General features: G+C 70.0%; 11 protein-coding genes. 6 read left to right on the top strand and 5 right to left on the bottom strand.

Annotated elements, in window-relative coordinates; all coding sequences use genetic code 11:
* Window positions 1-150: 150 nt before the first annotated feature.
* Window positions 151-1,029, bottom strand: coding sequence for a TIGR01459 family HAD-type hydrolase (locus A33M_RS16050; RefSeq protein ID WP_008389144.1), 879 nt, complete (start codon window positions 1,027-1,029; stop codon window positions 151-153).
* Window positions 1,030-1,153: 124 nt separating this feature from the next.
* Complete coding sequence (locus A33M_RS16045; protein ID WP_008389142.1) at window positions 1,154-3,130, bottom strand: EAL domain-containing protein; 1,977 nt, start codon at window positions 3,128-3,130, stop codon at window positions 1,154-1,156.
* Between the two features lie 274 nt (window positions 3,131-3,404).
* Here A33M_RS16045 and A33M_RS16040 point away from each other — a divergent pair, with 274 nt between their 5' ends.
* Window positions 3,405-3,605: a heavy-metal-associated domain-containing protein gene (locus A33M_RS16040; protein ID WP_008389139.1), complete on the top strand. Its 201-nt coding sequence runs from the start codon at window positions 3,405-3,407 to the stop codon at window positions 3,603-3,605.
* Between the two features lie 141 nt (window positions 3,606-3,746).
* On the opposite strand, the gene cysE is transcribed toward A33M_RS16040, so the two are convergent.
* Window positions 3,747-4,601, bottom strand: coding sequence for a serine O-acetyltransferase (gene cysE / locus A33M_RS16035; RefSeq protein ID WP_008389136.1), 855 nt, complete (start codon window positions 4,599-4,601; stop codon window positions 3,747-3,749).
* A gap of 335 nt (window positions 4,602-4,936) precedes the next feature.
* Between cysE and ppa the strand changes: the two genes are divergently transcribed.
* The 4 genes from ppa (at window position 4,937) to A33M_RS16015 (ending at window position 9,201) form a co-directional block, all read left to right on the top strand.
* Window positions 4,937-5,485, top strand: coding sequence for an inorganic diphosphatase (ppa, locus tag A33M_RS16030; RefSeq protein WP_008389134.1), 549 nt, complete (start codon window positions 4,937-4,939; stop codon window positions 5,483-5,485).
* A 290-nt stretch (window positions 5,486-5,775) separates the two neighbouring features.
* The gene (locus tag A33M_RS16025) at window positions 5,776-7,929 is read left to right on the top strand and encodes a DUF4139 domain-containing protein (protein ID WP_157223512.1); all 2,154 of its coding nucleotides are present in this window, start codon (window positions 5,776-5,778) and stop codon (window positions 7,927-7,929) included.
* Window positions 7,930-8,191: 262 nt separating this feature from the next.
* Window positions 8,192-8,455, top strand: a complete 264-nt coding sequence (locus A33M_RS16020; protein WP_008389130.1) for a PilZ domain-containing protein — start codon at window positions 8,192-8,194, stop codon at window positions 8,453-8,455.
* Window positions 8,456-8,613: 158 nt separating this feature from the next.
* Window positions 8,614-9,201, top strand: coding sequence for a YidB family protein (locus tag A33M_RS16015; protein WP_008389129.1), 588 nt, complete (start codon window positions 8,614-8,616; stop codon window positions 9,199-9,201).
* Between the two features lie 54 nt (window positions 9,202-9,255).
* Here A33M_RS16015 and A33M_RS16010 read toward each other — a convergent pair whose 3' ends face one another.
* Window positions 9,256-10,857 carry a glycosyltransferase family 39 protein gene (locus tag A33M_RS16010; protein ID WP_008389127.1) on the bottom strand — a complete coding sequence of 534 codons (1,602 nt, stop codon included), beginning with the start codon at window positions 10,855-10,857 and terminating at the stop codon, window positions 9,256-9,258.
* Window positions 10,858-11,044: 187 nt separating this feature from the next.
* The gene (locus A33M_RS16005; protein WP_008389125.1) at window positions 11,045-12,385 is read right to left on the bottom strand and encodes an aspartate aminotransferase family protein; all 1,341 of its coding nucleotides are present in this window, start codon (window positions 12,383-12,385) and stop codon (window positions 11,045-11,047) included.
* A gap of 319 nt (window positions 12,386-12,704) precedes the next feature.
* Between A33M_RS16005 and hisS the strand changes: the two genes are divergently transcribed.
* Complete coding sequence (gene hisS / locus A33M_RS16000) at window positions 12,705-14,309, top strand: histidine--tRNA ligase (protein WP_008389121.1); 1,605 nt, start codon at window positions 12,705-12,707, stop codon at window positions 14,307-14,309.
* Window positions 14,310-14,405 lie beyond the last annotated feature (96 nt).

The raw sequence follows: 14,405 nt of genomic DNA, 5'->3' as shown, positions 1-14,405 counted from the left end.
TTCGCGGTCCGACCTCTCCCCGCCGGGGAGAGGTGGAGGCCGTGCCGTGATCGATGTTCCGAACCGATTGTTCGGAAACCGTATGATTCGTCTTTTCGCGACCGTCCGGAGGCCGTCCGCGGCCTCCGGTTTTTTTTCCACGAGGCTACCCTACCAGGCGAGCTTGCGGGTCACCGCCGCGGGAAGCATGCCGGCGGTGGAGAACATCGCCGCGAGCGCCTCGGCATCGACCGTCTCGCGGCCGCCGACGTCGCCCGCGTGAATGCCGGCGGTGACGAACAGGCAGTCGATCCCGAAGCCGTCGGCCCCGGTCAGATCGGTGCGCACCGAGTCGCCGATCGCCAGCACTTTTTCACGCGCCACCGATGCGCCGCGGAGCTTTTCCGCAGCGGCGAGCGCGCGCCGATAGATCGGCCGGTGCGGCTTGCCGGAAAAGAGCACGCCGCCGCCGAGCTCGGCATAGAGATCGGCGATCGCGCCGGCGCAATAGACCAGCACGTCGCCGCGCTCGACCACCCGGTCGGGGTTGGCGCACACCATGAACAGGTCGCGCGCCTTCATGCGCGTCAGCAGCTCGCGGTAATCCTCGGGCGTCTCGCTGGTGTCGTCGAACAGGCCCGAGCACACCGCGTAGTCCGCCTCCTCGAGCGAGGCGAAGCGCACGTCGAACTCACGAAACACCGAATCGTCCTGCGGCGGGCCGATGTGAAACACCGATTCCTGCCGGCGGGCGGCGATCTCGGCGCGGGCGACGTCGCCCGAGGTGACGACGGCATCCCAGGCGTCGCGCGGCACGCCGAGCCGGTCGAGGAAGCCGATCACCACCTCGTTCTTGCGCGGCGCATTGGTGAGCAGCACCACCGTGCCCCCGTTCGCGCGGAAGCGGGCGAGCGCGTCGCAGGCGGCAGCGAACGGGGTGACGCCGTTGTGGACCACGCCCCACACGTCGCAGAAGACGACGTCGTAGCGGTCCGCGAGCGTCGCGAAGTGATCGGTCAGGGTGATGGTCGGAAGCGGAGAAAGGGTCATCGGGGTCTCGGGTCGAACGCGGCCCCTGGCTGTATCCGACCCGGCTCGCCGCGTCACCCCCTGCCGTCCGGTCCGTCCGCGCGGCGGCGGCGGACCTCACTTGCGGGCGATCACTTGCGGGCGATCATTTGCGGGCGAGCATGCCGCGGGCGATCTGGGCGAGCACGGTGCCGGCGTGGAGCGACGGCCGGCGGCGCGGCTCGCCTTGCGGCCGCTCGCCGGGCCGCACCTCGGGGGCGCGACCATCCGGACCGCGACGTTCGGCAAGACGGGGCTCGGGCGGCCGGACCGGCGGGGCCGCCGTCCGCGCCTCGGCCGGCGCGCCGGGGCGCAAGCCGGGGAGCGGGCCCGGACCCGGACCTGGCCCTGAGACCGGGACTGGGCCGGAGTTCGGCCGCGACATGCCCGGCGGGGTGACGCCCAGGACGGCGGCCGGGCGGGCGATCGGCACCGCCGCCTCGGGCGGTGCCACGCCGGCCGGTTCGGAGGCCGCCACCGCCCTGCGGCCGGCGGCCAGCGCCATCGCCGCCAGCGCCGACGGAACACCGCGCGGCTCGGCGCCCGAGGAGAAATCGACACCGCGCTCGAAGCCGGAACGCTCGAAGCCGGAACGCTCGAAGCCGGCACGCTCGAAGCCGGAACGCTCGAAGCCCTGCAACACCTCGGGCCGCACCGGGCGGGGCGGCGAGAACAGGAACCCCTGGCCGTACTTCACCTCGTAGTCGAGCAGGTCGACCACGGTCGACTCGGCCTCGATCCGCTCGGCGATCAGCTCGATGCCGAACCGGCCGAACAGCCCGGCGAGGTCGGCCGGGTGGATGTCGGCGGCCGCCGAGGCGCCACGGTCGAGCAGCAGCGCCGCCGGCACCTTGACGAAGCGGAAGCCGCGGCTGGCGAGATCGCGCGGCTCGAACAGGAGGTCGCCCACATGGTCGAGCGAGAAGCGGAAGCCGCGGTCGGCGAGCGCCGCGAGGCTCTCGTTCTCGATCGGCCCGAGCGTGCGATAGGTCGACTGGCGCAGCTCGAACACGAAGGACGGGGCGAGCGCACGGTTCGCCTCGGCGAACTCGACGAACTGCGGAAACACCACCGGATCGAGCAGCGTCGCGGTGGAGACGTTGCAGAACAGGCCGATCTCGCGGCTCTTGCCGATCAGCCGGCGGACCACCTGGACGCCGCGCACCATCACCGCCTGGTCGAGCCGGGCGAGCAGGCCGGCCGCCTCGGCGAGCGGAAGGAAATCGGCCGGCATGATGGTGTCGCCGGCGCGGCTGCGCAGCCGCGCCACCGCCTCGTAGAACCGCACCTTGCGCTGCGGCAGCCGTACGATCGGCTGGAGATGGAGGTCGATGCGGTCGGCCTCGATCGCCTCGCGCACCATCTCGGTCGCCTCCTCCTCGGTCAGGCCGGCGAAGATGCCGCTCGGCACCTCGTCCGGGCGCAGCCGATCGACCGGCTCGGCCCACACCGGCACGGCGGCGGGCTCGACCGCGCGCAGCGGCGAGAACACCGGCGCCGCCGCGGCGGCCGTGACGGTCGCCACCAGCTGCGGCGCGGAGACCGCGTGCGGCACGGGCGGCGACGGCGCAGGCTCGCCCGGCGCGGACTCGTCCGGGGCGGCCTCGTCCGGGGCGAGCTCGCCCGGCGCCTCCTCGCCCGAGGCGGCACCGCTCGAGAAGCCGGCGACGGTGCCGGCATTGCGCAGCGCCGCGTCGTGCGCGGCGACCGTCTCGGCGAGATGGGTCACCAGCGTGCCGAGCTCGCCGATCTCGTCGGACAGCGGCCGGGTCGCCTCGCCGGCGCGGTCGAGCACGCCGTCGAACCGGCTCTCCATCCCCTGCACCCGGCGGCCGAGCTCGATCACCTGGCGGGCCAGATCGGCGGTGCCGCGCGACAGATCGTCGATCCGGGTGCGGGCGTCGTCGCGATCGCCGAGCCTGGTGGCGGTCGCGTTGTAGATCGCCATGCCGGTGAAGGCGGCGAGCGCGACGATCGCGGACTCGGCCCCGCTGGTGCCCAGATAGAAGTACAGCAGCGCTCCGAGCGATCCCGCAATCAGCACCATGCACAGAGCGACGAACACCGCACCGAGGCGCGCCATGGAAAAACTCCGGGACGGCGGGGTTCGCGAAAATCGAGACGGGTGATTCGCCGTTCCGGCAACAATGTCGGTGACCCCGCCCGGGGGTGCAAGCCAATCGCGCCCCACTGGGATTCCCCCTGCGTTCTCCACAGGGCAGTGCTGCCAGACCCCGACACCACGGGCGGTATCACGCCACGTGCTTGCAGTCGGCGGCGATCGGGGCCAGCTATGATCCGAAGGACAACGCTGCGGCGTCCGCACGGTGCGGGCGCCGGATCAGAAAGGCACCATCATGGTCACCTTGAACGTCACCGGAATGACCTGCGACGGCTGCGTGCGATCGGTCGAGCGCATCATCAAGGCGCAGGACCCCGACGCCCAGGTGAAGGTCGACCTCGGCAGCGGCCGGGTCGAGGCGAACACCTCCGCCCAGCCGGCGGCGCTGGTCGAGGCGATCGAGGCGGCGGGATTCGGCGCCACCCCGGTGGCCTGAGGATTTGTTTTCGGGGGCTCGCCCCTCGTCCATTCGGATACCGAAAGAGGCGGCGCGGGCCACGGCCCGGCGCCGCCTCTTCGTTGTCGGCTTCGGTGTCGGGCACGGCGCGCCCGCGTGCCGTTGCTGCGAGCGCCGGTATCAGATCACGTAGACGAACGAGGCGTAGGCGTCCTCGCCGAGAATCTGGTCCATCGTGCGGGCGGGCTCGCGGCCGGTCACCTTGCCGACCTCGCGCGCCGGCACCCCGGCGACGGTGGTGTCGGGCGGCACCGGCTTGAGCACCACCGAGCCGGCGGCGACCCGCGCGCAACTCCCGACCTCGATATTGCCGAGAATTTTTGCGCCCGCCCCGATCAGCACGCCGCGGCGAATTTTCGGATGGCGGTCGGCGCCCTCCTTGCCGGTGCCGCCGAGCGTCACCGCCTGAAGGATCGACACGTCGTCCTCGATCACCGCGGTCTCGCCGACCACCAGGCCGGTCGCGTGATCGAGAAACACACCGGCGCCGATCGGCACCGCCGGGTGGATGTCGGTTTGAAACACCTCCGACGAGCGGCTCTGCAGAAACAGCGCGAGGTCGCGCCGCCCCTGCCCCCACGCCCAATGGGCGAGGCGCTGGGTCTGGATGGCGTGGAAGCCCTTGTAGTACAGCACCGGCTCGAGCAGCCGCTCGGTCGCGGGGTCGCGATCGAGCACCGCCAGAGCGTCGGCGCGCATCGCCCGGCCGATCGCGGGATCGGCGGCGTACGCGCGGCGGAAGGCGTCGTGGATCAGTGGCGCGGCGAGATCGGGCCCGGCGAGCCGCGCAGAAATGCGGCGCGCCACCGCGTCCTCGAAGCCGTCGGCATTGAGCACGGTGGCGACCACCAGCGCGCCGAACTCGGGCGAGGCGTCGAGCAGACGTTGCGCCTCCTCGCTCAACCGGTTCCAGATCCGGTCGTACTGGCGGGTCGACGGCAGCGTGACGATACCGGCGGATGCGGCGATGCTCACGGACGATGTCCTCCGGTCGGGGCCTCGAAGGCGCGTGTCGGGCGGCCTGTGCGGCGCCTGCCCGGGGTGCTTACGATGTCGGTGGCGGGGCCTCGCCTGTCAATGAAACGGCTTGCTCTTTACGCGCGGCCGGACAGGGCGTTCGTGCTCTTTTGCGGAACTTTCGCCACCTCTGGGCGAGCCGAGCGTCGTCGGACCCGCGCGAATGGGCCGCGAATGGGCCGAAAGTGCGAGTGAAAACCAGTTGAGACGCGGCCGGTGGTCGCGTTAAGCAAGCGACGGTCTTGCGGGCGAGCCCCGCATTCTTCACGAAACAACCGATTGCTGGAGCCCCGATGAACCTCTCCGAAATTTCTCCCGGCAAGGATCCGCCGAAGGACATCCACGTCGTGATCGAGATCCCGCTCGGCGGCGAGCCGGTGAAGTACGAGATCGACAAGAAGTCGGGCGCGCTGTTCGTCGACCGGTTCCTGCACACCGCGATGTACTATCCCGGCAATTACGGCTTCATCCCGCACACGCTGTCGTTCGACGGCGACCCGATCGACGTGATGGTGGTGAACCGGGTGCCGGTGTTTCCGGGCTCCGTGATCCGCTGCCGGCCGGTCGGCGCGCTCTTGATGGAGGACGAGTCGGGCGGCGACGAGAAGATCATCGCGGTGCCGGTCGACAAGCTGCACCCGTATTACAACGACATCCACGACTACACCGACCTGCCCTCCGTCCAGCGCGACCAGATCGCCCACTTCTTCCAGCACTACAAGGATCTGGAGAAGGGCAAGTGGGTCACCATCGCGAAATGGCTCGACACCGCCGGCGCCGAGGATTTGGTGATGAAGGCGATCGCCCGCGCCGCCGAGAAGGCCGCGTCCGGCACCGAGTGAGCCCTTTCGGCGATCCGAGGGGTCGCCGGGAAGGAAAAACGCTTCGCCGGGCCCGCGTGGCCCGGCGCCCTGCCTTCTCGCCGCGCGCGCCACGCGCGGGGCGAGACGCCGCAGCGGCCGGCCGATCGGCCGCCCGCATGAACCCCCGGATGTGCGGCGCACACCAAACCGACGAGGCCCGGCGCCTTCGGCGTCCCCCGCGTCGTCGTCCGGGCGAACGGCTCCATCGGCGACCCCTCGCGCGCCCCTCGCGGCGCCGTCGCCTGCGAACACACGGAACGGACATCGCCATGACCCCCACGTCTTTCTCGCGGCGCGTCTGCCGCCGGATCCCCGTCACGCCGGCCGCCCGTTCCGGCCGGCCGCTCTCTTCCGTGCGGCTGCCGGCGGTGCTCGCAAGCGCCCTGGTGCTCGGCCTCGCCGGCGGCATCCCGCGAGCAAAAGCGGCCGAGCTTCCGCTGGTGCGGGTGGTGCTGTCCTCGGCCGGGCTCGCCCAGTTCGTCCATGCCGGCACGGTCGAGGGTGGCACCAATGTCGAATTGTCGGTGCGGCTCGACCAAGTCGACGACGTGCTGAAGAGCTTGACGGTGCTCGACCGCGAAGGCGCGGTCGGCCCGGTCGGGCTGCCGGGAAAGACGCCGCTCGCCGAGCTGTTCCGCGACCTTCCGTTCGGCCCCGACGCGCTGAAGTCGCCGACCGCGCTGCTCGACGCGCTGGTCGGCGCGGAGATCGAGATCGCCGGGCCGGTCGCAGCCAAGGGCCGGGTGTTTCGCGTGGTGCCGGAGACGGTGACGCTGCCGGACGGCGGCGGCACCACCACTCGCCACCGCGTCTCGCTGATGACCGAGCAGGGCCTCGTCCAGGCGGTGCTGGAGGACGTCACCACGCTGCGCTTCACCGACCCCGAAACCCGCGCGCAGATCGCCAGGGCGCTCGGCGGCGTCGCCGAGAACCGCGCCAAGGAGCGGCGCACGCTCTCGGTCGGCTTTCTCGGGCAGGGCCGCCGGCCGGTCGCACTCGGCTACGTGGTCGCCGCGCCGGTGTGGAAGACGTCGTATCGGCTCGTGCTGCCGAAGGACGGCGGCACGGCGCGCCTGCAGGGCTGGGCGGTGGTGGAGAACCTCACCGGCGGCGACTGGAAAAACATCGAGCTGACGCTGGTGTCGGGCAATCCGGTGGCGCTGAAGCAGCCGCTCTACACGCCGGTGATGGCCGAACGCACCGAGGTGCCGGTCGCGACCGGCACGAAGATCGTTCCGCGCAGCGACGACGCCGCGGCGGGCGGCGTCCGGCGCAAGGCGGCGAGTGGCCGGCTGCCGAACCGCCGCGCCGACACCATGCGGGCGATGCCGCAATCGCTCGAGGCCGCGCCCTACGCGCCGGCGCTCGCCGCCCCGCCGCAAATGCCCGACGTCTTGGCGGCGGCCGGCGGAGCTGCCGCCGAGGAGGCCGCGACGCAGCTTCTCTATCGCTTCCCGGAAAAGATCTCGCTCGCCACCGGCCACACGATGATGGTGCCGTTCGTCGACCGCGCGGTGAAGGCGACCCGCACCTGGATCTTTCAGCCCGACGTCGCCGCCCGCCATCCGCTCGCCGCGGTGCGCGTCGTCAACGACGGCGACAGCGGCCTGCCGGCCGGCATCGTCACCGCCTACGAGGGGGGCTCGGCAAATGGGGGCTCGGCCGGTGCACTGGATTTCGTCGGCGACGCCCGCCTGCCGCTGGTGCCGCGCGGGGCCGAAAAATCCGTCACCTTCGCGCTCGACACGCGGACCGACATCCGCCGCGAGGACCTCGGCGTGAAGCGCACGTCACTGGGAAAAATCGTCGACGGCGTGCTGACCGTCACCGCCCGCTCGCGCCGCACGATGGTTTACGAGATCACCCCGCCGGCCGGCGAGGACCGGGCGATCGTGATCGAGGAGCCGCGCATCGACGGCTGGACGCCGGTCGCCGAGAAAGGCGCACAGGAGAAGCGCATCGAGGAGACGCCGACCCGCGTGCGGCTCGCGGTCACCGCGCCGAAGGGCGAGACCACCAAGGCCTCGCTGGTGCTCGAGCGCACCGACCTCGAGATCGTGCGCCTGACCGACCTCGCCCCCGAGCAGATTTTTGCGCAGATGCGCGGGCTCGACAACGAGAGCCCGGCGCTGAGGGCGGCGGTGCAGAAGCTCGGCACGCTGGTCGGCGAGATCACCCGCACCGAGGCGAAGCGCAGCGAGCTGGCCGCCGAGCGCCGCAAGATCGCCGACGATCAGGCGCGCCTGCGCCAGAACCTCACCGCGGTCGGGGCCGGCACCGATCTCGGCCGGCGCTATCTCGACACGCTGAAGGCGCAGGAGGACCGCCTCGCCACGATCGACCGGACGGACGATGCGCTCGAGGCGGAAGCCGCGAAGACGCGCCAGGCGGCGCGCGATCTGGTGCAGCAGCTGACGCTGTGAACCCGACGGCGACGGAGTTCGACCTCGTCCAGAGGAGCACTCCGCAGGCGTGCGTCTCGAAAGACGAGGCCGGAGTCTCCCGCCCGTCACTGTGATCGGGGCTTCGACGGGAGGCGCAAAACGCCTCCCGTTTCCTCGCATTCTCCGCAAATCAATTCGAACAATCCTCGTGGCCGGCTTTGCGCCGGCTCGAGACGGAGGCCCGACAGTGGAGGCACCGTGGTGCCGCAGGCAGCGGCGCCCGTCCCGACGAGGTCTTTCGATGTTGTTCCGGCAGCAACAGAACCGGCTGCGCGAGCTGCGCCGCAGCCCGCGCTTCGAGGTCCACTACCCCGCCTTCCTCGACTATTGCGACGGCACCGACCCGCAGAACTGCATGATCTGCGACATCTCGGCCGGCGGCGCCAAGCTCACGGTCGCCGATACGGTGGCGATCCCCGGCGAGTTCTTGCTGATGTTCCAGCGGCGCTGCCGGATCGTCCGGCGCGACGACCGCCAGATCGGCGTGATGTTCCTCGCCGGCTGACGGGCTCGCCCGTCTTTCCTTTTCGTCCCATGCGGGCACCCGTCGCGCGGAAACCGCCGGGCGCAAAAAGTTCCCGCGGCATTTCGACGTTGCCGCCACCGCTTGCGCCCGCCTTCTGCCACCGCGATCTGATGGTGAAGCGACGCAGGAGGCGAGCGATGGGACTGATGGACGTCTTCACCGGCATGATGAACGGGCCGCGCGGTCGGCGCGATCCGTCGGCCGACAAGGGCGGCATGTCGCCCATCACCATGGCGATCATCGGCTTGCTCGCCTACAAGGGCTACAAGCATTTCTCCGGCAGCGGCCGTGACGACGAGCGCCGGCCCGATCCCGGCCACGGTGACCGGTGGGGCGGCGAGCGCGGCGGGTACGAGCGCGACCCGCGCGAGCGTTCCGGCGGCGGCCTCGGCGGTGGTCTCGGCGGCATCTTGGGCGGGCTGTTCGGCGGTGGCGCGGGCGGCGCGCTGTCCGGCGGGCTGAAGGACCTCGTCGACCAGTTCCACCAAAAGGGCCGCGGCGACGTCGCCGACTCCTGGGTCGGGCGCGGCGAGAACCGCGGTATCTCCGAACGGGAACTCGCCGACGTGCTCGGCCCGCAGCGGATCGACGAACTCGCCGCCCGCACCGGCATGTCGCGCGACGAGCTGTTGGCCGATCTCTCCCGCCGGCTGCCCGGCGCAGTCGACCGGGCGACGCCGCACGGCCGCCTGCCGAACGAGCGCGAGGCGCGCCGCTGGTTGTGAGCCTTTTTCACGTTCGCCCGCGGCCGGGGTGATCCCCGGCCGAAGGCCGAAGCGTCACGGCTTTGCGGGCGGCGCCGCGTCACCCGCGGCGTCAGGCGGCACCGGGATGATGATCATCGGCGCGCCGGCCGGCGGCACGATGGCGTATTGCAGATGCACCGGGGCGACCTTCCCGTGCGCCTGGCGCGGCAGCATCAGCCGGCCCCGCACGGTGGCGCCGGGAAACGTCTTCATCCACTCGTCGACCAGCTTGTCGCCCTGCGGCTCCCACACGATCAGCACGCCGCGGCGGCGCACGTCGTCCATGTCTATCCACGGGCTGAGTTTTGGATCGCCGTGCACGATCACGTGCGGCCGGAACGGCGAGTAGACCGCGACATTGTTGGCGGCGAACTCGGTGCCGGTGACATAGGTCAGCGGCTGCCCGGTCTTCTCGATAAAATCGCGGGTGACGATCTCGGCGAGCCTTTTGCCGGGAAACTGCGTCGCCTTGGGGCGGTCGCGCAAGTACGGCTCGACCTCCTCGACCAGCACGTACGCGGCCGGCATGATCACCAGCACCGCGATCACCGCACCGGCGAACCGCTTCAGCCGCCGCTCGTCGGCGACCGGGCCGCGCCACGCCACCACCGCGAGCGGCAGCATGGTCCACAAGGGATAGCCCCACATCGCCACCGGCAGCCGCCCGAGCAGCATCGCCACCAGCGTGGTGAACACGAAGGGGCCGATCGCCAGCCACGTCAGGTAGCGTCTGTCGAACGGCGTCGGCCGCGGACTAGTCCGCTCGTCCGTGCGTTCCGGCTGCTCGGAGAGCCGAAGCCACCCGCGCAGCGGATAAAGAATCCACAGAAGCAGCAGCGTCGGCACCAGGAAGAACAGCTGCCCGCCGGTCCATTGCAGCGGATAGAGCGCCACCTGCCACCAGTGCGCCGCCTCCTTCGCGCGCTCGTCGACATAGCGGAACGGCATGAAGTCGAACTGCACGAGCGCCCAGACGTTCGGCGCGATCACCACGACGAAGGCGAGCGCCATCAGATACGGCCCCGGCGTCCGCCACGCTTTTCGCGCATCGCGGTCGACCAGCAGAAAGAGCCCGAGCGTCGCGGCGAGCGCGAAGGCGGCGTATTTCGACCAGAAGCACAGCGCGAGCGTGACGCCGGCGAGCGCCCAGTCGAGGAGCCGCTCCCGCTTCAGCGCGCGCCAGAAAAAGAGGGCGGTGAGCGCCCAGAACGGAAGCTGGCACTGGTCGTGCGCGAACTTGACGACCGAGAAGTTGAAGAAGTGCAGCCCCTCGAGCGTCAGCACCGCGACCAGCGCGCCGAACGGCCCGACGATCTCGCGGCCGAGCCGCCACACCGCCCACATCGCCACCACCGCCGCCAGCGGCCCGAGCAGATAGACCACCTGCACGTCGCCGGTGAGGCGATAGGCGGCGTCGGCGATCCACCACGGCAGCGGGGGGTGCTTCCAGTAGACGAGCTGCCACTCCTTGCCGAGCGCGAGGTCTTCCGCGAGGTCGAGCTGGAGATTGGCGTTGAGCAGCGCCGGCATCAGCGTCCACACGCCGAGATGCACCAACAGCACCACGGCGAGCACGTCGAACGGCTCCTTGCGCGCAAACTCCACCAGCGCCGACAGGCGGGACGGTTTGGTCATGCCGGGCTCCCCACCGCGATCTTCACCTCTCCCCGCCTGCGGGGAGAGGTCGGAGTCCGAGCGGCAGCGAGGGCTCCGGGTGAGGGGGATCGGCACTCCATCGCGGTCGGCCCGCCCCTCACCCCGACCCTCTCCCCGCGAACGGGGAGAGGGAGCGCCGGCGCCGTGCCGGGTACCACGGAAACCCTCATGCCACAGCCTCGATCACCCGCCCGACCTTGTCCACGATCTCGCCGATCTGGTCCTCGCTCACGATCAGCGACGGGGCGAGCGCGATGGTGTCGCCCGACACCCGGATCAGCGCGTCGTGGTCCCAGAACGCCTGCTCGGTGATCGCCGCGCCGCGCACGCCCGGCCCGTCGGCATGCGGCGCGAGGTCGATGCCGGCGGCGAGCCCGACGGTGCGGATGTCGAGCACGTTGGGCTTGCCCTTCAGGCTCATCACCGCATCGGCAAATGTTCGCTCGAGCGCCGCCGAGCGCTCGAACAGCTTCTCGTCGCGATAGACGTCCAGCGTCGCGAGCGCCGCCGCGCAGGCGAGCGGATGGCCCGAATAGGTGTAGCCGTGGAAGAGCTCCACCGCATGCTCCGGCCCGCGCATGAAGGTGTCGTAGATGCCCTTGCGCACCAGCACGCCGCCCATCGGCACGGTGCCGGAGGTGATGCCCTTGGCAAAGGTGAGGATGTCCGGCACCACGCCGTAACGCTCCGCCGCGAAGCACGGCCCGAGCCGGCCGAACCCGGTGATCACCTCGTCGAAGATCAACAGGATGCCGTGCTCGTCGCAGATCGCCCGGAGCTTCTGCAGGTATCCCTTGGGCGCCGGCAGCACGCCGGTGGAGCCCGCCATCGGCTCGACGATCACCGCCGCGATGGTCGAGGCGTCGTGCAGCGCGACGATTTTCTCGAGCGCATCGGCGAGGTGGGCGCCCCACTCCGGCTCGCCCTTGGTGAAGTTTTGGTGCTCACGGTCGTAGGTGGTCGGCAGATGGTCGACGCCGGCCAAAAGCGTTCCGAACAGCTTTCGGTTCGACACGATGCCGCCGACCGAAATGCCGCCGAAGCCGCAGCCGTGATAGCCGCGCTCGCGGCCGATCAGCCGGGTGCGGGCGCCCTCCCCGCGGATCGCCTGAAAAGCGAGCGCGATCTTCAGCGCGGTGTCGACCGCCTCCGAGCCCGAATTGCAGAAGAAGACGTGGTCGAGATCGCCGGGCGCCAGCGCCGCGATGCGCGACGACAGCTCGAACGATTGCGGATGCGAGAACTGGAAGGCGGTGACGTAGTCGAGCGTTGCCGCCTGCTGCTGGATCGCGGCGACGATCGGCGCGCGGCCGTGGCCGGCATTGCAGCACCACATCCCCGACATGGTGTCGATGATGCGTCGCCCGTCAGCCGTGTGGAGATGCATGTCCTTGGCGCCGACCACCAGCCGCGGCGCCCGCTTGAAGGCGCGGTTGGCGGTGAACGGCATCCAGTAGGAATTCAGGTCGTTCGGCACTCCGGCCAGACCTTTCTCGGCAATCGACATGGCGCGCAGCTCCTGCAATGCGGCCGGACCCTAGCCCCAAACGCCCGCCAGCGGAACGCCTTGCCGGGCCGGACGGGGTGGGTTATCGACGGCCGCTCGCCGCGGGCGTTTCGGGGCGAGCGGCGCCGTCGGCCCGTCCCGCGCCGTCCCGCCCCGGCCATCCCTCGCCGTCACGGCCGGGCTTGACCCCGCCGCCCATCCCTCCGAAAAGTCCCTCTTTTCCGAAGATGGATACGCGGGTCGAGCCCGCGTATGACGGTTTCGGCGACGAACGTGCCGGTGCCGCTCGCGCGGTCCAGGTTCAAAAAGAGCAATCGAGATGGCCACCGACAAGAAGAGCAAGCTGAAGGCCCGCCTGCCGCGCGGCCTCGTCGACCGCGGCCCCGGCGAGATCGCCGCGACGCAAGCGATGATCGACAAGATCCGGGCGGTCTACGAGCTGTACGGCTTCGAGCCGGTGGAGACCCCGGCGATCGAGTACACCGACGCGCTCGGCAAATTTTTGCCCGACCAGGACCGGCCGAACGAGGGCGTCTTCTCGTTCCAGGACGACGACGAGCAGTGGTTGAGCCTGCGCTACGATCTCACCGCGCCGCTCGCCCGCCACGTCGCGGAGAATTTTCAAAATATCGCCCTGCCCTACCGGTCGTACCGGTTCGGCTTCGTGTTTCGCAACGAGAAGCCGGGACCGGGCCGGTTCCGCCAGTTCATGCAGTTCGATGCCGACACGGTGGGCTCCGCCTCGCCGGCGGCCGATGCGGAAATCTGCATGATGGCCGCCGACACCATGGAAGCGCTCGGAATTCCGCGCGGCTCCTATGTGGTGAAGGTCAACAACCGAAAAGTTTTGGACGGGGTGCTGGAGGCGATCGGGCTCGGCGGGGCGGAGAACGCCGGCCGGCGGCTCACGGTGCTGCGGGCGATCGACAAGCTCGACCGGCTCTGCATCGAGGGCGTCCGCCTGCTCTTGGGTGAAGGCCGCAAGGACGAGAGCGGCGATTTCACCAAGGGCGCGGGACTGGGCGCCGACGACATCGATGCCGTCATAAATTCCATTGCCCCAACGGCAGCCTCGAGCGCTGCAACCTCACCAACCAGTTCGTTGAAAGCTGAATCGGCGAGTTTTTCAGTGTCTGGCGGTGAGGCTATCCTACGTGGGCCGGAAGCCGACATCCTCGGCTATATTTCCAACAGGCGTCAGTACTTCCCAGACTCGAAAGCCTATCAAACCGGTCTCGAGGAACTCGCACAGATTGCGGCACTTTGCGTGTCGAGTGGATATGATCAAGATCGTATTCGAGTAGATCCAACGGTCGTCCGCGGTCTCGAATACTACACCGGCCCGGTGTTCGAGGTGGAGCTTCTGCTCGACACAAAAGACGAAAAAGGGCGGCCGGTGCGGTTCGGCTCGGTCGGCGGCGGCGGGCGCTACGACGGGCTCGTCTCGCGCTTTCGCGGCGAGCCGGTGCCGGCGACCGGCTTCTCCATCGGCGTGTCGCGGCTGCAGGCCGCACTCGCGCTGATCGGCGAGATCGATACCACGCCGGCGCCCGGACCGGTGGTCGTCACGGTGTTCGACAAGGCTCGTCTCGCCGACTACCAGGCGATGGCCGCAACGCTTCGCAAGGCCGGCATCCGAGCAGAGCTCTATCTCGGCAATCCGAAGAACATGGGCAACCAGCTCAAATATGCGGACCGCCGAAGGAGCCCGTGCGTGGTGATCCAGGGCTCGAACGAGAAGGACCACGCGAGCGGCACGCCGCACGTGATCGTCAAGGACCTTCTGCTCGGCGCGGAGCTGGCAAAGCTCGACAAGGACCGCGAGGACTATCTCGCGCGACAGGAGGAGGCGCAGGCGCTGGTGCCCGAGGCCGACCTCGTCGCCGCCGTCCGAAAAGTGCTTCAGCGCCACGGGATCGGCTGAGAGCCGATCCAAGAAGATCGGATTCACGCGGAGTGGGTTGGTCTTGCCAGCCGTCGGAGCATGACGCGGATCATGGCGAGGCGGACGAAGGCGGCG

It is taken from the genome of Rhodovulum sp. PH10 (assembly GCF_000293785.1).
Classification (GTDB): domain Bacteria; phylum Pseudomonadota; class Alphaproteobacteria; order Rhizobiales; family Xanthobacteraceae; genus Rhodoplanes.
This window is presented reverse-complemented; position numbering and strand designations above follow the sequence as displayed.

Excerpts from the sequence above, each read along its gene's own strand:
- A33M_RS16040 (WP_008389139.1), top strand. The coding sequence starts at position 3,405 with ATGGTCACCTTGAACGTCACCGGAATGACCTGCGACGGCTGCGTGCGA.
- A33M_RS16005 (WP_008389125.1), bottom strand. The coding sequence starts at position 12,385 with ATGTCGATTGCCGAGAAAGGTCTGGCCGGAGTGCCGAACGACCTGAAT.
- A33M_RS16015 (WP_008389129.1), top strand. The coding sequence starts at position 8,614 with ATGGGACTGATGGACGTCTTCACCGGCATGATGAACGGGCCGCGCGGT.
- A33M_RS16010 (WP_008389127.1), bottom strand. The coding sequence starts at position 10,857 with ATGACCAAACCGTCCCGCCTGTCGGCGCTGGTGGAGTTTGCGCGCAAG.
- A33M_RS16050 (WP_008389144.1), bottom strand. The coding sequence starts at position 1,029 with ATGACCCTTTCTCCGCTTCCGACCATCACCCTGACCGATCACTTCGCG.
- hisS (WP_008389121.1), top strand. The coding sequence starts at position 12,705 with ATGGCCACCGACAAGAAGAGCAAGCTGAAGGCCCGCCTGCCGCGCGGC.
- A33M_RS16045 (WP_008389142.1), bottom strand. The coding sequence starts at position 3,130 with ATGGCGCGCCTCGGTGCGGTGTTCGTCGCTCTGTGCATGGTGCTGATT.
- A33M_RS16025 (WP_157223512.1), top strand. The coding sequence starts at position 5,776 with ATGACCCCCACGTCTTTCTCGCGGCGCGTCTGCCGCCGGATCCCCGTC.
- A33M_RS16020 (WP_008389130.1), top strand. The coding sequence starts at position 8,192 with ATGTTGTTCCGGCAGCAACAGAACCGGCTGCGCGAGCTGCGCCGCAGC.
- ppa (WP_008389134.1), top strand. The coding sequence starts at position 4,937 with ATGAACCTCTCCGAAATTTCTCCCGGCAAGGATCCGCCGAAGGACATC.